Below are 19,757 nucleotides of genomic sequence, written 5' to 3' on the forward strand. Positions count from 1 at the left end.
GGAGCGGGAAACGAGACTCGAACTCGCGACCCCGACCTTGGCAAGGTCGTGCTCTACCAACTGAGCTATTCCCGCATTACTGCTTGTGTGCCAGTTGCCTGACAACGAGGCGCATTATACGTACCCCGAGCAGAGGCACAACCCTTTTTTCTCACTTTCAGCCCTTTCTCGTGCTGTTTGCTCAGGGTTTAGACGGCTTGCCCAAAAAAAACGCGCCAGGCTGTGACCCAGCAGGCGAATTCAAGATAAAGTCATTGAAATGATTAGCCTTTAATCAGAGACTTGCGGCGGTTAGTAACCGGATTCTCAATTGAAAATCTCCCGATGAAATGGATCTTCAAGCCTCGTGGACTCAGGCCGCAGCTGATGCTGGCATTTTTTATGCTGGCCATGGTGCCCTTCCTGGTTGTCACCCTGTTTTTCCTCTATAGCCACGGCAAGGATCTCACCACCCAGACCTCCAACCATCTGGTTTCCGTTCGCAACATCAAGAAAAGCCAGCTGGAAGATTACTTCGGCAACCTAAAACAGCAGATCATCAACTTTTCCCAGCAGGATTTTGCCGGCAACAGTATCGGTCGCTTCTACGGCTTCACCGGCGCCTTCGAGAAACTCGGCACCACGCCGCAAGAAGCCCGCGCCCGCGCCCAGGCCCGCTATGTGCCGGGCTCCTGGGATCAGCTGCAAAAGCCCGACAACACCCCCGACATAGAACCCTCCATCAGTGCCCTGATCCTGGCGGACGAGATGTATGGCCGGGTGCATCAGCGCTTTCACCGCGGCTACGCCGACATGGTGCGCAAGTCCAACTACAGCGACATCTTCCTGATCGATCTCAACGGCGACGTGGTCTATTCGGTCACCAAGCGCGCCAACTTCGCCACCAACCTGCTCTCCGGCCCCTACCAATCGAGTGGTCTGGGCCAGACCTTCGCCAAGATCAAGCGGCGCCTCGACGGAGGCCAGAAGCCGCAACAGATCTTCGAGTTCACCGATTTTGGCCGCAACGAGCTGACCGGCCAGGTGGTCGCCTACATGGCCGCCCCCGTGATGCAGTACGACTATGTGCGCGGCGTGGTGATCTTCGAGCTGCTGCCGGACAAGCTCAACCAGATCATGGCGGAGCGGGAGGGGCTCGGTGCAACCGGTGAGACCATTCTCATCGGCCCGGACAAGCGGATGCGCGCCAACGCCTGGCTGGCTCCCGAATTCAGCGTGGAGAACAGCTTCAGCCCCAACTTCCGGCCACTGCAGACGCCGCTGGTGGTCAAGGCGCTCTCCGGCGAGCAGGGGGTCGGGCTGTTTCGCTCCTACCACGAGGACGAGGTGCTGGCGGCCTACACCCAGGTGAAAGTGTTCGACACCGAGTGGGCCTTCATCGCCGAGATCTCCACCAGCGAGGCCTATCGCCCCATCCGCCAGCTGGAGACCCTGGTGATCCTGTTGGGGGCCGGCTCATTGTTGCTGCTGATCCTCTTCTCCCGCTGGCTCTCCCACTCCATCACGGCGCCGCTGCGCTCCCTCACCGCCGCCGCCGAACAAGTGGCCGATGGCGCCCTGGATCACCCCATCGCCATCGCCCGCACCGATGACGACATCGACCGGCTCGCCCAGGCGTTTCGCCACATGCAGCGCTCGGTGAAGGACAAGATCGAGCTCATCGAGCGCCAGACCCAGGAGCTGCAGCAGCAGGTCAAGCTGACCCACAAGCAGAACCTCAGCCTGCAGCAGGCGGACAAGCTCAAGGATGAGCTGCTGGCCAACACCTCCCACGAGCTGCGCACCCCCATCCACGGCATCAAGGGGATGGCCGAGTCCATGCTCGCCAGCCAGCAGGACTTGACCGAAGGGCAGCAGAAACAGCTGGGGCTCATCATCAAGAGTGCCGACGGCCTGGCGCGGCTGGTGGACGATCTCCTCGACTACCACCAGATGCGCTACGGCCAGCTGGAGATCCACCCCCAGCCTGTCTCCTCCAAGGGGGTCATCCGGCTGGTGCTGGATCTCTGCCAGCACCTGGTGCAGGCCAAACCCCTCACCCTGGTGGACAAAACCCCGGCCGAGCTGCCGCATGTGCTGGCGGACGAGCAGCGGCTCGAACAGGTGCTCTACAACCTGGTGGGCAACGCCATCAAGTACACGCCGCAGGGCAAGGTGGTGCTGAGCGCCCTGGTGGAGGGCAACTTCCTGCACATCCGGGTGACCGACACCGGCATCGGCATCGCCAGGGATCACCTGGAGCACATCTTCGAGCCGCTGGTGCAGATGAGCCCTGAGGTGAGCAAGCAGGGGGCCGGCCTCGGCCTCTCCATCACCCGCCAGCTGGTGCACCTGATGGGGGGCGAGCTGTTCGTGGAGAGCGAGCCGAGCGTCGGCTCCACCTTCGCCTTCACCCTGCCGCTCGCCAGCGGCAAGGCGGGCAGTCTGACCCTCGACAGCCGCCAGATCGAGCATCAGCTGGTGCGCCAGCAGCCGCTCGCCCTGCCGGAGTGGGAGAGCGATGACCTCCCCCCGCCGCCCGAGGATGCACCCCTCATCCTGGTGGTGGACGACGAGCCCATCAATTTGCACATACTGCGCCACCTGCTGCAGCCCTGCGGTTATCGCATCCTGCCCAGCAGCGACGGCCACGACGCGCTGGCCAAGCTGGCCCAGGAGCCGGTCGACCTCATCCTGCTGGACGTGATGATGCCCACCCTCTCCGGCTTTGACGTCTGCCGCCGGCTGCGGGAGCAGCATCCCAAGGAGAAGCTGCCGGTGCTGCTGCTCACCGCCCTCAACCAGCCCAAGGATATCGAGGAGGGTTTCAACGCCGGCGCCAACGACTATCTGGTGAAACCCTTCTGCAAGGAGGAGCTGTTCGCCCGGGTCAAGGCCCTGCTGGAGGCGAGCGCCGGACGCGCCTCTCTGGTGGAGAACCGCTTGCTCAAGCAGGAGATAGAGCACCGGCTGGTGCTGCAGGAGCAGCTGCATCAGGATCAGCAGCGGCTGCTGGCCCTGCTAGGCGAGGGGGCCGACCCCATGGTGTTCATCGATGATCAGGGCACGGTGCTGTTCGCCTCGCGGGTGCTGGCTCGCCTGCTGGGCCAGGAGCCGGAAGCCATGGAGGGGCAGCCGCTGGACGACTGGCTGGCCAGTCCGCTGGCCAGCCAGTGGCCCGGGCTGCAGGCCGGCCAGGAGCAGTCGCTGGCGTTTCTGGTGGCGGGCCAGAGAGACGAGCTCAACGCCCGCGCCCTGCCCATCAGTCTGGGGGGCCAGGCCGCCTATGCACTGGCCCTCAGCACAGAGTCGCGGCCCGACGAAAACCGGGTGATGGCGCTGGAGAATGCCCTCAAGAGCCTGTCGCGCCAGGCCATCATCGAGGATGGCCAGCTGCTGGGCGAGCTGAGCCGGCTAGGGGGAGAGTTCCGCTCGCTCGCCGACGATCTCATCCGCCAGCAGGATGACGAGCCATTGCGCCGCGCCCTGGTGGACACCATGCGGCTCACCCTGGATGCCTGGCAGCAGAGCACCGGCAAGGGCAAGATAATGCTGGCGGAGAAGAGCAAGCTGTGGCGGGTCTACATGGACCGCTCCAGCCCGCAGACCCGCACCCTCGACAAGTACCTGAGCCTGGACACCCTGCCCAAGGCGCCGCGCTGGAAGACGGTGGTCGCCACCGCCGAATACGTGCTCAGCCACGGCCCGCTCAACGAGGCCCAGCGCCAGCAGCTGCACCACAGCGCCCAGACCCTGCGCCAGCTCGCCACCCGCAAGAGCTAGCGCATCCCCTCCCCATCTCCAATCTGGGCCCTGGCTCACACTTGGCGGGGCGGTTTTTTTTTGTGCAAAATTAAGCCCGCTCACCACGTCAAAACGAGAGCCGATCCAATTCACACAATTGTCATGAGGGGCAGATTGACGGGGACTTATTACGTCAGAGCAATTAACATAACCTCATGATTTAAATCGAGTTAAAAGCCATTTTGACGAAATTGACGTGATGGCGCCGATTTTTACGATATCGACGATCTGAACAGTTGTTGTTTTCCTGTTAACTCTGCTTTGCTAGGGACGTTGGATGACACAACTACAAGGGTGAAAAACCTGACCAACATTGAGGGCCGACCTCCCCAGCATGCGAAGTCGGTGCTCAAATCCAAACAAGGAATATAAATAAGAAAGGAAATAATATGCTTGCCAAAGTATCCAAAATCTCTACTGCTGTAATGCTGGGCACCATGATGCTTGCCGGCGCTGCCGGCAACGCCATGGCGGCGGACAACAAGACGGTGCTGACCCTGGTCGCACAACAGGAAACCGCGTGGGTCAAGAACTTCAACCCCTTCCTGCAGGCGGGCCTGCTGCACACCACCCGTCACTTCATCTATGAACCCCTGGTGATCTTCAACGATATGCAGGGCGGCAAGCCCGTCTATCGTCTGGCCACCCACTTCGAGTTCAGCAAGGACCTCAAGTCCGTCACCTTCGATCTGCGTGACGGGGTGAAGTGGTCGGACGGTCAGCCCTTTACCGCCGATGACGTCCTCTTCTCCTTCAACCTGGTCAAGGCCAACAAGGCGCTGGACGAGCGCTCAATCTGGACCCAGATCAAGAGCGTCGAGAAGCTGGCTCCCAACAAGATCAAGTTCGACCTGACCGACGTCAACACCAACGTGGTGAACGACCTGGTGCTGGTGCCCATCGTACCGGAGCATCAGTGGAAATCGGTGAAAGACCCGGTCGCCTTCACCAACGACAAGCCGGTCGGCACCGGTCCCTTCACCGAAGTGGACAACTTCTCCGCCCAGCTCTACACCCAGTGCCGCAACCCGCACTACTGGGACAACGCCAACCTCTCCATCGACTGCCTGCGCATGCCGCAGATGGCCACCAACGACCAGGTATTGGCCGCGGTGATGAAGGGTGACGTGGACTGGTTCGGCTCCTTCGTACCGGACATCGAGCGCCTCTACGTCGGCAACGATCCCAAGAACAACAAATACTGGTTCCCGGCCTCCGGCACGGTGGCGTTCAACGTCAACTTCCAGGCCAAGAAACCGGGCAACCACGAAGCCTTCAACGACGTCAACTTCCGCCGCGCCTTCTCCATGGCGATGGACCGCCAGTCCATGGTGGACATCGCGGGCTACGGCTACCCGACCGTCAACGAGTACCCGTCAGGGCTCGGCAAGGCGTTCGACTCCTGGAACAACCCGGAAGTGGACAAGAAGTACGGCAAGTACAACAAGTTCGATCTGGAAGGCGCCAAGGCCCTGCTGAAACAGGCCGGCTACAAGGATTGTGACGGCGACAAGTTCCTCGACACCCCCACCTGCCAGAAGATCGAGTTCAAGGTGCTGGTACCGAACGGCTGGACCGACTGGGTCAACACCGCCCAGATCGGCGTGGAAGGGCTGCAGGCACTGGGCCTGAACGCCAAGACCGCCACCCCGGAAGCCACCGTCTGGACCGAAAACCTGATCACCGGTGACTTCGACGTCGCCCTGCAGGGTTACTTTGCCGGTGCCAACCCGCACAAGTACTTCGAGACCGCCTTCCACTCCCGCAACATGGGTGAGCGCGGCAACCGCTTTGCGGCGCCCCGCTACAAGGATCCGGCGCTGGACAAGCTGATCGACGACTTCACCCAGACCGCCGATGCCGCCAAGCAGAAGGAGATCATGTTCGAGATCCAGGACAGGGTCGGTGCCAACCAGACCATCATCCCGGTGTTCAACAACCCGACCTGGTACGAATACAGCACCAAGCGTTTCCACGGCTGGTTCAGTGCCGACAATCCGGTCGCCAAGCCGCAGGTTCACCCGGACACCCCGGAGCGTCTGCTGCACGTGTTGTCACTCAAGCCGAACAGCTAATCAATCCCGGCCCCCTGCGGGGGGCCCTCTTCCCCGCCCATTCCCCTTATCTCCCGGCTCTGCCGGGGTTGGGGTAACTATGCCCGGCGCGGGGCGGACCAGCAGTAAAAGGTATCATCATGGGATTCATACTGAGACGCTTTTCCTTCTATCTGGTCGCCTTTCTGGTGGCCGCCACCATCAACTTCCTGCTGCCCAGAGCCATGCCGGGAGACCCCGTCTCCGTCATGTTTGCCCGGGCCGGCGCCATGATGGAACCCGCCGCGCTGGAGGCCCTCAAGGCCACCTTCGGTTTCGTGGACGGCCCCATCGGCACCCAGTTTCTCACCTATGTGAAGAGCGTCTTCACCTGGGATCTCGGCACCTCGGTGCGCTACTACCCCCAACCGGTCGCCGACGTACTCGGCCGCGCCATCGGCTGGACCCTGTTTCTGGTGGGCACCTCCACCATCCTGAGCTTCTCCATCGGTTCCATCGTCGGCATCTTCGCCGCCTGGCACCGGGGCGGTCGCCTCGACAGCATCCTCTCCCCGCTCACCCTGGTGATGCAGGCCATTCCGCCTGTGGTCATCTCGCTGCTGGCGCTCTTCCTGTTCGGGGTGAGCCTGGAGTGGCTGCCCATCGGCTACGCCTACAGCCCGGAGATCACCCCCGACTGGGGCTGGGAGCACATCAAGAGCATCCTGACCCACGCCATCATGCCGGTGGGCACCCTGGCCATGGTGCAGGTGGGGGGCTTTCTCATCACCATGCGCAACAACATGATCAACCTGCTCGGCGAGGACTACATCACCATGGCCAAGGCCAAGGGGCTCTCCAGCAACCGGGTGATCTTCAACTACGGCGCCCGCAACGCCATCCTGCCGAGTGTCACCGCCCTCTCCATGGCGCTCGGTTTCGTCATCGGTGGATCCCTCATCACCGAGGTGATCTTCAACTATCCCGGCCTGGGCCTGACCCTCTATCAGGGCATTCTGGCCCGCGACTACCCGCTCATTCAGGGGCAGCTGCTCATCATGACCATCACCATGCTCAGCTTCAACTTCCTGGCCGACGTGCTCTACGTCTTCCTGGATCCCCGTCTGCGTACCGGAGGCAAATAAGATGCGCATGCCGACTATTCTGAAAATCCTGCTGGGCAACAAGAAGGCCGCCTGCGGCCTCTTCATCGTGGTCAGCTTCGTGCTGATGGCCCTGTTCGCCCCCATTCTGGCAGGCAACGAACCGACCAAGCGGGTGGCCCGCCCCCACCAGCCCCCCAGCACCGAGTTCGTGATGGGCACCACCCGCATGGGCCACGACATCTGGGCCCAGTTCACCAACGGCGCCCGCATCTCCCTGATGGTGGGCTTCAGCGCGGGCCTGCTGGTGTGCGCCCTCGCCGTCGCCATCGGCATCACCGCCGGCTATTTCGGCGGCCTGGTGGACGAGTGCCTCACCTTCCTGATGAACGTGGTGCTGGTGATCCCCAACCTCCCTCTATTGCTGGTGCTGGCCAGCTTTATCGGGGAGGCGTCACCGGCGGTGATCGCCCTCATCATAGGCTTTACCTCCTGGGCCTATGGCGCGCGGGTCATCCGCGCCCAGACCCTGGCCCTGCGCGAGAAAGAGTTCGTCATCGCCGCCGAGGTGCTGGGTGAGCCGGCCTGGCGCATCATCCTGGTGGAGATATTGCCGAACCTCATCTCCATCATCGGTGTGAGCTTCATCGGCTCCATCATCTACGCCATCGTCACCGAGGCGACCCTGGAGTTCCTGGGCCTCGGCGACCCCACAGTCGTGAGCTGGGGCATCATGCTCTACAACGCCCAGACCTCCAGCGCCATCCTGGTCGGCGCCTGGTGGGAGATCCTGGCCCCCTGCTTCGCCATCGCAACGCTCGGTGCCGGCCTGGCCCTGCTCAACTTTGCCATCGACGAAATCGCCAACCCGCAGCTGCGCTCCCACAAGGGGCTCAATCGCTGGAAGAAACTCGCCGCCCCCGTCACCACGCCGGTACCGGCCGTACAGGAGAAGACAGCATGAGATCGCAACAACCCCTGCTGTCGGTACGCAACCTCTGCGTCGACTACATCACCGAGAACGGCGACGTGCGCGCCGTCAACTCGGTCAGCTTCGACATCGCCCCCGGTGAAGTGTTCGGCCTGGCCGGCGAGTCGGGCTGCGGCAAGTCCACCGTCGCCTTCTCGGTGGCGCGGCTGCACAAGCCGCCCGCCTACATCAGCGGCGGCGAGATCCTGTTCAAGGGGGAGAACATCCTCCACTACGGCGATGAGCGGCTGCGCAGCTACCGCTGGCAGCAGGTGTCGGTGGTGTTCCAGTCCGCCATGAATGCGCTCAACCCCGTGCTGCGCATGGAGGAGCAGTTCTGCGACGTGCTGCTGGCCCACAACCCGGGGCTGACCCGCTATGAGGCGATCAAGCGCGCCCAGGAGCTGCTCGCCATCGTCGACATCCACCCGAGCCGGCTCAAGGATTACCCGCACCAGTTCTCCGGCGGCATGCGCCAGCGGCTGGTGATCGCCATCGCCATGGCGCTCAATCCCGAGCTGCTCATCATGGACGAGCCGACCACGGCGCTCGATGTGGTGGTACAGCGGGAGATCCTGCAGAAGGTCTATGCGCTCAAAGAGAAGTTCAACTTCTCCATCCTCTTCATCACCCACGACCTCTCGCTGATGGTCGAGTTCTGCGATCGCATCGGCATCATGTACGCCGGTGAACTGGTTGAAGTGGCCCCGTCCAAGGCGATCCTGACCGCGCCGCTGCACCCCTATACCAGGGGGCTCGGCAACTCCTTCCCGCCTCTGCACGGGCCGAAGAAGGTGCTGGAGGGGATCCCGGGAACCCCGCTCAACTTGCTGGAGGTGCCGGTGGGCTGCCGCTTTCAGGCCCGCTGCAACCGGGTGCACGAGCGCTGCCGTCAGCAATACACCAAGCTCGCCGAGATCCGCCCCGGCCAACAAACCGCCTGCCACCTCTATGAGGCGCAGGATGAGCAACAAGATCCCCTGATCTATCTGGACAAGGCCGCTGGCTGTTAAGGATGTCTGTCATGCAAATCGCCCAAACCGACGCCCCCATCATCGAAGTCCAGCACCTCTACAAGGACTTCCCCGTCAACTCCAACGCCATCAAGAGCGGCAAAATGCGGGCCCTCTCGGACATCACCTTCAACCTGCACCGGGGCCGCGCCCTGGCGGTGGTAGGGGAGTCCGGCTCCGGCAAGAGCACCATCGCCAAGATCATTGCCAAGATGTACAAGCTCTCCGGCGGCCGCATCCTCTATCGCGGCCGCGATCTGGAGGAGTTCAACAAGGGCACCGCCCTGCTCGACTACCGTCAGAGCGTGCAGATGGTGTGGCAAGATCCGTTCGGTTCGCTGAACCCGACCCACACCATCTACCACCACATCGCCCGCCCCCTGCTGCTGCACAGCAAGGTGATCTACAAGCGTGATCTGCCCGACATGGTCTATGGCCTGCTGGAGAAGGTGGGGCTCACTCCCGCCAAGGCGACCGCGGCCAAGTACCCGCACCAGCTCTCCGGCGGCCAGCGCCAGCGGGTCAACATCGCCCGCAACCTAGCGGTGGAGGCGGAAGTGGTGCTGGCGGACGAGCCCACCTCCATGCTCGACGTCTCCATTCGCATCGGCATCCTCAACCTGATGGAGCAGATGAAGGACGAACTCGGCGTCTCCATGCTCTACATCACCCACGACATCGCCACCGCCCGCTACGTGGCCGAGGATCTGGCGGTAATGTACGTCGGGCACATGGTGGAGTGGGGCGAGGTGGACGAGATCCTGCACCACCCCCAGCACCCTTACACCCAGCTGCTCATCTCGGCGGTACCCGACCCCGAGAAGAGCATCCACGCCGAGCTGGAGGGGGGCCGCAAGGGGGAGATCCCGCTCTGGACGCCGGAATCCTGCGGTTGCCCCTTCGCCGGGCGCTGCAATCAGGTGATGCCCCGCTGCAAGGAGACCCTGCCCCCCGTCAGCAAGCTCGCCGACAACCACTTCGTGCGCTGCTACCTCTACGAGTGAGGGTGAGCCTTGAACCGGCCGGACAGCACTGTCCGGCCATGCCTCGATACGGGGCGGCCATAGCCCCGTGATGTGCCTCACCGTCTGTCGGTGAACCACAGGAGTAATACCTCGATGGAACTCTTGATCAATCAGGTGGGTTACCCGTGTGACGGGGAGAAGATCGCCCTGCTGCAAGCCACCCCCGCCCATGATCTCGGCGGCTATGTCAGGCTGCAACGCCAGGGTGATGGCCAGATCCTGTTTGAAACCCCGCTGCAAGCGGCCGGCAGCGTCCCCGGCTGGCAGGGCCGTGCTTACTGGCGCGCCGACTTCTCGGCATTCCAAGAGCCAGGCCACTATCGGCTGGAGGCGATCACCGCCCAAGGCATTGTCCGCTCTACCCGCTTTGCCATCGGCCCCGATCTGCTGGCGAGCCGCTGCCTCTCCGACGTCATCCACTACTTCAAGGGACAGCGCGCCAGCGGCGCCTTCGATCGGGCCGACCGCAGCGCCCGTCTGTTTGGCACCGACCAGCACAAAGATGTGCACGGCGGCTGGTTCGATGCCAGCGGCGACATGAGCAAATACCTGAGCCACCTCTCCTACGCCAACTACCTCAACCCCCAGCAGACCCCCATGGTGGTCTGGGCCCTGCTCAAATGCCGGGAGCTCTTGGCTCCGCGCCGCGACATCGACGGGGTGAACCTCTGCAAGCGGCTCAATGACGAGGCGCTGCACGGCGCCGATTTTCTCTGCCGGATGCAGGATGAGTCGGGCTTCTTCTACATGACCCTGTTCGACAAGTGGAGCAAGGATCCCGAGCAGCGCGAGCTGTGCGCCTACGCCACCCAGCAGGGGCTCAAGTCCACCAGCTGGCAGGCGGGTTTTCGGCAAGGGGGCGGCATGGCCATCGCCGCCCTGGCCCGCGCCGCTCGCGAGCGCGTCGGCGGTGACTTCGACACCGGCCACTATGCCGAGGCGGCCAGACGCGGCTACCTGCACCTGCGCGAGCACAACCTCGCCTATCTGGACGACGGGGTCGAGAACATCATCGACGACTACTGCGCCCTGCTGGCGGCGGTCGAGCTGACCCACACCCTGGGCCCAGAGTGGCTTGACGAGGCGCGGGATCGGGCCGGCAAGCTCTGCGCCCGCCAGCGCCCTCACCCTGAGCTCGGTCACTACTGGTCAGCCAACGAGGATGGCTCGCGCCCCTACTACCACGCCGCCGAGGCGGGCCTGCCGGTGCTGACCCTGCTGGAATACGTGGAGATCGAGCCGGATTGGGAGCGCAAGAGCGCGGTGCAGCGGGTGATCGAACAGGCGCTGGCCGCCGAGCTGGCGCTCTGCGCCCGCCCCGGCAACCCGTTTGCCCTCGCCCGCCAGTATGTGAAAGGGGTTGGCGAGGCACCCCGCGTCAGCTTCTTTATGCCCCATCACAACGAATCGGGTTACTGGTGGCAGGGGGAGAACGCACGGCTGGCGTCGCTGGCGGCCATGGCGTTTGCCGCCGCGGCCCAGCTGCCCCACCAGAGCCGCTTGCTGTGCACCTTCGGCCAGCACCAGCTCGACTGGATCCTGGGGAAAAACCCCTTCAACGCCTGCATGCTGGCGGGCCATGGCAGTAACAACCCCGCCTACACCGCCGGTTATCCCAATGCGCTGGGGGGGATCTGCAACGGCATCACCTCAGGGTTTGATGACGAAAACGAGGTGGCCTTTATCCCCGAGGCCTACAAGGAGCGGCTGGATCAGAACTGGCGCTGGGGGGAGCAGTGGATCCCGCACGCCGCCTGGTTTGCCCTGGCCATCAGCTGGCAAAATGCCCTGAGTGCTCCAAATGATCAGGGAGGCCGTCATGATTGAGTACTGGGTCGGGGTGGATGGCGGCGGCACCCACACCCGTGCCCGCATTCGGGATCGGGCCGGCAAGCTGCTCGGCGAGGGGCGCGCTGCCGGCTCCAACCTGGAGCTTGGCATCGAGATCGCCCACGGCAACGTGCTGGCCGCCATCGAGCAGGCCCGTCTCGAGGCCGGACTGGCTGAGGATGCCCAGCAACGGATGGGGGTCGGGCTGGCGCTCGCCTCCGCCGAGCTGGCCGACTGCTATCACGCCATGCTGACCATGCCCTTCCCCTTTGCGAGCGTGCGACTCACCTCCGACGCCTTCGGTGCCTGCCTGGGCGCCTTTGGCGGCGAGGAGGGGGCCATCCTCATCGCCGGCACCGGCTCGGCCGGGCTCATCTATCGCCACGGCCAGCTGCACACCTGCTCCGGCCGCGGCTTTCCCATCTCGGATCTGGGCAGTGGCGCCTGGCTGGGGCTGCGCGCCATCCAGCAATCCCTGCTCTGCCACGACGGCATCCTGCCCCCCAGCACCTTGGCCATCCGCTTGCTCGATCACTTCAAGCGGGATCAGGCCGAGGTGGTACGCTGGGCCGCCCGCGCCATCCCCGCCGACTACGGCCGCTTCGCCCCCTGGGTGTTCGATGCCGCCAGCGACGGCGACGAGCTCGCCTGCCAGCTGCTGGAGGAGACCTGCCAGCAGCTGGCCACCCTGCTGGAGGGGATGCGCCAGCTGGGCGCCGACCGGATTGCCCTGCTCGGCGGCATCGGCATGCGCCTCGCCCCCCGTCTGGCGCACCTGCCGCTGGTCAGCCCCGGCGCCGACGCGCTGGAGGGGGCCATCCTGTTTGCCAAGACGGAGACGCTGCCATGCCTGCACTCCTGAACCGGGCGTACCGGGCCAGCACCGGCACACCCTCCCCTCAACCATCGCCAGCCACCTTCACCAGGGCGGCCGGCCCCCTGCTCGTGCAACCGAAGGAGTTTTCATGTCCGCACCCCTGATCCACACCCAGGTCGACCGACGCGATGGTGACGACGTCTGGTTTCGTTTCAGCCTGAGCCAGCTGCCAGATGCCCCCTGGAAGCTCCACTTCTGCCTGGCCCGTCACATCGACCCCGGCTCGGTAGAGGGAGGGGAGCTGGAGCGCCAGAGCGGCAGCTACAAGGTCTTGATCCCGCAAACGGGGGCCAGCGAGCTGCGCTTCTGCTGTCGCAGCACCCCCATCAAGCGCCTCTCCGACATGCCGCGCGGCTTCTTCCTGAGCCTTCCCCGGGCCAGCAGCGGCCCCCAGCTGATGCCGGTGGAGCTGACCGGCGAGGAGCTGGGCCTGCCACAATCCGCCACTGCGGCGCCGGATCTGCCCGAGGTGGAGCCCCTCGCCGGCATAGTGCCCCAGCCGGATCGCTTGCTGCTGCTGGAGGGCAACTTCCGGCTGGCGGAGCGCGCCCACGTCAGCGGCCCGAGCCCCCTGCTCGGCCCGCTGCTGGCCCACTTCAACGAACTGACCGGGCTCGCGCTGGCGCAGGATCACGACGCCGAGATCCGGCTGGTTGAAAGCGGTCTGGGCCAGGAGGCCTACCGGCTCACCATCACCCCGGAGGAGATAGTGATTGCCGCCGGCGGCGAGGCAGGTTGGCGCCATGGCCTCGTCAGCCTGGCCCAGTGGTATCTGCAGCACGGCGAGAGCCTGCCCTGCATCGAGCTCAGCGACGCGCCGCGCTTTGGCTTTCGCGGCATCTTTCTCGACTGTGCCCGCCACTTTCACTCCCTCGCCACCCTCAAGCGCCTGCTCAAGCTGATGAGCCTCTACAAGTTCAATCGCTTCCACTGGCACCTGACCGATGACGAGGGGTGGCGCCTCGAGATCAAGGCCTTCCCCCAGCTGACCGAGCTGGCCGCCTGGCGCGGCCACGGCCTGGCCGTCGGGCCCCAGCTGAGCGGCGGCCCGGAGCCCTATGGCGGTTACTACACCCAGAGCGAGGTGCGCGAACTGGTGGTCTATGCCAGCGGGCTCGGCATCACTATCATTCCGGAAATTGACATCCCGGGTCACTGCCACGCCGCCATCAAGGCGCTGCCCGAGCTGCTGGTGGAGGAGGCCGACCGCTCCCGCTACCTGTCGGTGCAATATTTTGACGACAACGTGCTCAACCCGGCCCTGCCCGGCACCTATCAATTCCTGGAAGCCGTGATGGACGAGGTGTGCGAGCTGTTCCCGGGGCCGCTGGTGCACATGGGGGGAGACGAGGTGCCCAGCGGGGTCTGGACCGACAGCCCCGCCTGCCAGCAACTGATGAAGCAGCAGGGCTATCAGGATTGTCGCGAGCTGCAGGGCCACCTGCTGCGCCACTGCCAGCAGTACTTGGCCGGCAAGGGCAAGCGGATGCTGGGCTGGGAGGAGATTTTGCACGGCGACAAGGTGAGCCGGGACGCCACCATCTTCGCCTGGACCAGCTTCCAGGCCGGGCTCGAGGCGGCCGCTGCGGGTTATCCGGTAGTGATGGCGCCGGCCCAGCACCTCTATCTGGACCTTGCCTGGAGTCAGGACATCCATGAACCCGGCCTCTACTGGGCGGGCACCCTCAATCTGGCGCAGGTCTACGCGTGCGACCCGGCCCCAGCCGATTTCCATGCCAACGATAACATCCTGGGGGTGCTGAGCCCCTTATGGTCGGAACTGATCACCTCTCGCGATCGTCTCGACTATATGTTGTTCCCGCGCATGCTGGCGACCGCCGAGGTGGCCTGGAGCGCCCCCGCCCGCAAGGGGTGGGAGCACTTCGCCGCCCGTCTGCCGGGCCAGCTGCAGATCCTCGACCAGCTCCAGGTGCGTTACCGGGTACCGCAGAGGTAGTGTTATCTTTTTTCCTTGGCGGCCTGATGGCCGCCTTTTTTTACGATTAACCAACAAAACATCAACTTGCCCCTACCATTCATCCGCCATTGTTGGCAAAATTCAGCCCCCTATGAAGCCGGTCTGCCGCCTGCTGGCGCGAGCCTGCGGCCATCTCCAGATCTGCCACAATAACAACGACAAAGTTATCAACAAGAACATCGGAGCGTATTCCTATGGCCCGCAGAGACGTCCATACCCTGGACAGCGAAGTGGAGTTTCCTGCCGACGAACAACTGGTCTCCACCACGGATCTGCGCGGGGTGATCACCTACGCCAACCCCGCCTTCTGCCGCATCGCCGGCTACTCGGTCGACGAGCTGGTCGGCCACAACCACAACCTGGTGCGCCACCCAGACATGCCCAAGGCGGCCTTCGCCGATCTCTGGGCCCGCCTCAAGGAGGGCAAGCCCTGGCGTGGCATGGTGAAGAACCGCTGCAAGGATGGCCGCTACTACTGGGTCGATGCCTATGTGACCCCCATCTACGAGGGCAACCGGATCAGCGGCTACCAGTCGGTGCGCTGCAAGCCGGATCCCCAGCTCAAGCGCATCGCCGGCCAGGCCTACCAGGCCCTGCTCAAGGCCGAGCGCGGCACCGGCAGCCGCCTCCCCTCCCTCGCCCGGGTGCGCGCACCGGCCATCGCCCTGCTGCTGCTCGGCCTGATGGGCTGGGTCTTCGCCAGCCAGGGGGCCATGACCGCCCTGCTGATGCTGCTGCCCCTGCTGCTCATCGGCGGCGCCTACTGGCACGAGCTCTTCGCCCTGCCGCTCTATCTGCAGCAGCTGGGCCGCGAATATGACAGCCTGACCCGGCTGGTCTACTCAGGTGACGGCCCCGGCGCCATCGCCGATTTTCACATCAAGATGCTGCAGGCCCGCATCCGCACCGTGCTGGGCCGGGTCAACGATGCGACCAATCCGCTGCAGGCCCTGGCCAGCAACCTGAAACAGGCCTCCCATCAGGCCTGTCTCGACATCAACGAGCAGGATGCCCAGACCCAGCAGATGGCCGCCGCCATGACCCAGATGGCCAGCACGGCCCACGAGATTGCCCGCAACATCCAGGACTCCAACGGCCAGGTGAGCGAGGCCCGCAGCCGCTGCCAGCACACGGACAAGCAGCTGGCCCAGACCGAGCAGCGCATCGAGCAGCTCGCCAGACAGGCGGAGCTCGCCTTCAACTCGGCGGTGGAGCTGGCCAGCGAGTCGGAGCGGATCGGCAGCGTGATGGGAGAGATCCAGGGCATCGCCGACCAGACCAACCTGCTGGCGCTGAACGCCGCCATCGAGGCGGCCCGGGCTGGCGAACAGGGGCGCGGCTTTGCGGTGGTGGCCGACGAGGTGCGCACCCTGTCGACCCGCACCCACAAGGCGACCGAGCAGATCCAGGGCAGCATCCAGCAGATCCAGCACACCCTGGGCCGCTGGAAGGGGATGATGCAGGAGAACCTGCAGCAGACCCGCGAGTGCGCCGAGATGACCCGTCAGGGCTCCAGCAGCCTGCATACCGTGCTGCAGGAGATCGAGCTGGTGACCGAGTTCTCCACCCAGATCGCCGCCGCCGCCGAGCAGCAGCAGACGGTGGTGGAGGATATCAGCCGCAGCATCCACCAGATCTCCGAGTACTCCCACGCCAACAGCCAGAAGATGCAGGAGGTCGACGACTCCAGTCAGGAGCTGCTGGAGCGGGCCAGGCAGCTCAAGGGGCTCAGCCAGACCTTCGGCTGACACATTTGCCAGTCACCCGACAGAAGCGCCACAATGGCGCTTCTGTTGTTTTTGACGAGTCAACTTCATGAGAACGGAATCGACCCCAGCCCCGCTGAATAAGGTGGCCCGCATCGAGGCGATCCTGGCCCTGATCCCGGCCGGTCGCGTGGTGAGCTATGGCCAGGTGGCGGATCTTGCTGGGCTGCCCGGCCGGGCCAGGCTGGTGGGCAAGGTGCTGAGGGAGACCGACAAGGTGCTGCCCTGGCACAGGGTGCTGGGCGCGGCGGGCACCATATCACTGCCCAAGGGGTCGGCAGGCTTTGACAGACAGGCGGGATTGCTGCAGGAAGAGGGGGTGCCCGTGATTGGCGGACGGGTCAGGATGAAGGAGTGGCAGTGGCAGCCCGACCTCGCCGAGCTGCTGTTTCTCCTGCCCTTTTGACGATGGCGGCCCGCCTCACCGGGTGATGGGGGCCAGGATCTCGTCGCTGCGCACCTGCACCGGGATCGTTTCGTACTCCCGTTGCAGCAGCACCAGCAGACTCTGCTTGTCCACTTCCAGCACATAGGCGGTTCCTTCCCGGGTCAGACAGGTCATTCCCGGCCGGATCTCGTTAATCTCCATCACAACCTCCGTGTCCAGCGCTGCCATCCTTGCAGCGGTTTCAGTATACCGCCATCTGAAAACAAAAAGGCCCCTGCAAGGGGCCTCTTTCATCAGAGTGTGCGCGCTGCGCAATCACGCCTTCTTCGACTTGGCCAGGCTCTCCTGCCACTTGCCGTTGTCGTAGTGCGCCGTCCAGCCGGTCGCCTTGCCGTTGACCTCGGTCATCACGTACTGCTCCTTGGTCTTGCGACTGAAGCGCACGATGGAGGCGTTACCGTCAGGATCTGACGCCGGGGCATCGGCCAGGTACTGGTGCTTGGGCGACAGGCGCTCCTTGAAGCGCTTGAGCTCTTCCACCAGCGGTGCACGAGTCTCGCGGGATTTCGGGAAGTTGCTGGCAGCCAGGAACAGGCCGGCGGCCCCGTCACGCAGCACGAAGTGGGCGTCGGACTGGGTGCATTTCAACTCCGGCAGCGGCACCGGGTCTTCCTTCGGCGGCGCGATATCACCGTTTTTCAGGATCTTGCGGGTGTTCTTGCAGGTGTCGTTGGTGCAACCCATGTACTTGCCGAAACGACCGTTCTTGAGCTGCATCTCGGATCCACAGCGGTCACATTCGATGCTCGGTCCTTCGTAGCCCTTGAGCTTGAACTGGCCTTTTTCAATTTCGTAGCCGTCGCAATCCGGATTGCGGCCGCAGACGTGCAGCTTGCGGCTGTCGTCGATGATGTAGGCATCCATGGCGGTGCCGCACACGCCGCAGCGGTGCTTGGCGCGCAGCGCCTCGGTCTCGGCCTCGTCACCGTCAGTGGCGGAGACGAACTCGTCGGCGGAGACCAGGTTGATGGTCTTCTTGCAGCGCTCTTTGGGCGGCAAGGCGTAACCGGAGCAGCCGAGGAAGACCCCGGTGGTGGCGGTGCGAATGCCCATCTTGCGGCCGCAATCCGGGCAGTCGATGTCGGTCAGCACCATCTGGTTGGCACGCATGCCCCCCTCTTCCACCGGCAGATCCGCTTTTTCCAGCTCCTGGGTGAACTCGGCGTAGAAGGCATCCAGCACCTTCTTCCACTCCAGGCTCCCCTCGGCGATGCCGTCGAGCTTGTCTTCCATCTTGGCGGTGAACTCGTAGTTCATCAGCTCGACGAAGTTCTCCACCAGCCGGTCGGTGACGATCTCACCCATCTTCTCGGCGAAGAAACGGCGGCTCTCGACCCGCACATAACCACGGTCGACGATGGTGGAGATGATGGAGGCGTAGGTGGACGGGCGGCCGATGCCGCGCTTTTCCAGCTCGCGCACCAGCGCCGCTTCGGTGAAGCGTGCGGGCGGCTTGGTGAAGTGCTGGCGCGGATCCAGTTTGACCAGTTTGAGCACCTCACCGACGGTCACCGCCGGCAGCTGGCTGTCTTCGCCCTTGCGACCCATGGGCGGCAGCGCCTTGGTCCAACCGGCGAAGCGCAGGGTGCGACCGCGCGCCTTGAGCTCGAACTCGCCCGCCTTGACGGTCAGGGTGGAGGAGTCGTACTGGGCCGGGGTCATCTGGCAGGCGACAAACTGACGCCAGATGAGGTCATAGAGCCGCATGGCGTCCAGCTCCATCCCTTCCAGCATCTCGGCCGTCACCAGCACGCTGGAGGGGCGGATCGCCTCGTGGGCCTCTTGGGCATTGGCCTTGGCACCGTACAGGTTCGGTTCGGCCGGCAGGTAGGCCGCGCCATACTGCTCGCCGATGTATTCCCGCACCGCCTCGACCGCCTCTTTGCTGAGGTTGGTGGAGTCGGTACGCATATAGGTGATGTAACCCGCTTCATAGAGGCGCTGGGCCATCATCATGGTCTTCTTGACCCCGAAGCTCAGCCGGGTGGAGGCCGCCTGCTGCAGGGTGGAGGTGATGAAGGGAGCGGACGGTTTGGAACCGGTCGGCTTGTCTTCCCGGTTCACCACCTTGTAGTCAACCCCTTCCAGGGCGGCCACGGCGGCGAAGGTCTCGGCCTGGGTCACCGGCTTGAAGTCGGCGCCATTGCGGCTGACCACCTCCATCCGCAGATCGGCGTTATCACCGGTCAGCAGGTCGGCGTTGAGATCCCAGAACTCCACCGGCACGAACGCCTTGATTTCACGCTCTTTGTCGACGATGAGGCGCACCGCGACAGACTGTACCCGGCCGGCGGAGAGGCCGCGAGCCAGCTTCTTCCACAAGAGCGGAGAGACCATGTAACCCACTACCCGGTCGAGGAAACGACGGGCCTGCTGGGCATTGACGCGGTGAATGTTCAGCTCAGACGGCTGGGCGAACGCCTCCTGGATGGCGGTCTTGGTGATCTCGTTGAACACCACGCGCTTGTAGCGGCTGTCGTCGCCGCCGATGATCTCGCGCAGGTGCCAGGCGATCGCTTCCCCCTCTCTATCCAAGTCGGTTGCGAGATAGATGGTGTCGGCCTTCTCGGCCAGACTCTGCAACTCGCTGACCACTTTTTCCTTGCCGGGCAAAATCTGGTAGTTGGCCTGCCAGCCTGCGGTCGGATTGATCCCCATCCGTGAGAACAGGGCATTGCGCTCCTTGGCAGCCTTTTCTGATTCGCTCAGCTTGATGCCGCGAATGACAGGTTTTTTGGGCTCGTTGCTGGCGCTGCCGCTGGTCGGCAGATCGCGCACGTGACCAACGCTGGATTTCACCACGTAGTCCTTGCCCAAATATTTGTTGATGGTCTTGGCCTTGGCCGGAGACTCCACTATGACCAGTGATTTGCCCATGCTGTAACTATTATCCTCATTGCACCCGACGGGGTTGGTGTGCGGTTTTGTGGG

General features: G+C 64.0%; 13 protein-coding genes and 1 tRNA gene. 11 read left to right on the top strand and 3 right to left on the bottom strand.

From position 1 onward, the window contains the following. Positions 1-2: 2 nt before the first annotated feature. A tRNA-Gly gene (locus PG897_RS09165) sits at positions 3-75 on the bottom strand. A 249-nt stretch (positions 76-324) separates the two neighbouring features. On the opposite strand from PG897_RS09165, the gene PG897_RS09170 reads away from it, so the two are divergent. From PG897_RS09170 to PG897_RS09220, 11 genes are all read left to right on the top strand, one after another. Continuing rightward, positions 325-3,762 carry a hybrid sensor histidine kinase/response regulator gene (locus tag PG897_RS09170; RefSeq protein ID WP_043171798.1) on the top strand — a complete coding sequence of 1,146 codons (3,438 nt, stop codon included), beginning with the start codon at positions 325-327 and terminating at the stop codon, positions 3,760-3,762. Positions 3,763-4,172: 410 nt separating this feature from the next. Continuing rightward, positions 4,173-5,858 (top strand): ABC transporter substrate-binding protein, encoded by a 1,686-nt coding sequence (locus tag PG897_RS09175; RefSeq protein WP_005303255.1) that lies wholly within the window; start codon positions 4,173-4,175, stop codon positions 5,856-5,858. 119 nt (positions 5,859-5,977) lie between these two features. Beyond that, the gene (locus tag PG897_RS09180) at positions 5,978-6,961 is read left to right on the top strand and encodes an ABC transporter permease (RefSeq protein WP_005303257.1); all 984 of its coding nucleotides are present in this window, start codon (positions 5,978-5,980) and stop codon (positions 6,959-6,961) included. 1 nt (position 6,962) lies between these two features. Next, positions 6,963-7,883 (top strand): ABC transporter permease, encoded by a 921-nt coding sequence (locus PG897_RS09185; protein ID WP_017778439.1) that lies wholly within the window; start codon positions 6,963-6,965, stop codon positions 7,881-7,883. After that, complete coding sequence (locus tag PG897_RS09190) at positions 7,880-8,902, top strand: ABC transporter ATP-binding protein (protein WP_201882637.1); 1,023 nt, start codon at positions 7,880-7,882, stop codon at positions 8,900-8,902. Before PG897_RS09185 ends, PG897_RS09190 begins: the two co-directional genes overlap by 4 nt. Before the next feature lie 11 nt (positions 8,903-8,913). Beyond that, entirely contained in the window at positions 8,914-9,906 is a 993-nt protein-coding gene (locus PG897_RS09195; RefSeq protein WP_201882639.1) for an ABC transporter ATP-binding protein, read from the top strand. A 114-nt stretch (positions 9,907-10,020) separates the two neighbouring features. Next, entirely contained in the window at positions 10,021-11,754 is a 1,734-nt protein-coding gene (locus PG897_RS09200; protein ID WP_201882641.1) for a glycoside hydrolase family 9 protein, read from the top strand. Continuing rightward, positions 11,747-12,619 carry a BadF/BadG/BcrA/BcrD ATPase family protein gene (locus tag PG897_RS09205; RefSeq protein WP_195878937.1) on the top strand — a complete coding sequence of 291 codons (873 nt, stop codon included), beginning with the start codon at positions 11,747-11,749 and terminating at the stop codon, positions 12,617-12,619. Before PG897_RS09200 ends, PG897_RS09205 begins: the two co-directional genes overlap by 8 nt. 103 nt (positions 12,620-12,722) lie before the next feature. Further along, on the top strand, positions 12,723-14,591 hold the full coding sequence (locus PG897_RS09210; protein ID WP_201882648.1) for a beta-N-acetylhexosaminidase: 1,869 nt from the start codon (positions 12,723-12,725) through the stop codon (positions 14,589-14,591). A gap of 215 nt (positions 14,592-14,806) precedes the next feature. Further along, complete coding sequence (locus PG897_RS09215; RefSeq protein ID WP_017781940.1) at positions 14,807-16,360, top strand: methyl-accepting chemotaxis protein; 1,554 nt, start codon at positions 14,807-14,809, stop codon at positions 16,358-16,360. 67 nt (positions 16,361-16,427) lie between these two features. Continuing rightward, on the top strand, positions 16,428-16,784 hold the full coding sequence (locus tag PG897_RS09220; RefSeq protein ID WP_005303274.1) for an MGMT family protein: 357 nt from the start codon (positions 16,428-16,430) through the stop codon (positions 16,782-16,784). A 15-nt stretch (positions 16,785-16,799) separates the two neighbouring features. Here the strand turns inward: PG897_RS09220 and PG897_RS09225 are convergent, their stop codons facing one another. Together PG897_RS09225 and topA are read right to left on the bottom strand one after the other, a co-directional pair. Then, complete coding sequence (locus PG897_RS09225; protein ID WP_005303277.1) at positions 16,800-16,967, bottom strand: hypothetical protein; 168 nt, start codon at positions 16,965-16,967, stop codon at positions 16,800-16,802. A 114-nt stretch (positions 16,968-17,081) separates the two neighbouring features. Next, positions 17,082-19,703, bottom strand: coding sequence for a type I DNA topoisomerase (gene topA, locus PG897_RS09230; protein ID WP_042051062.1), 2,622 nt, complete (start codon positions 19,701-19,703; stop codon positions 17,082-17,084). Positions 19,704-19,757 lie beyond the last annotated feature (54 nt).

It is taken from the genome of Aeromonas sp. QDB20 (assembly GCF_027707805.1).
GTDB classification, from domain to species: Bacteria; Pseudomonadota; Gammaproteobacteria; order Enterobacterales; family Aeromonadaceae; genus Aeromonas; species Aeromonas dhakensis.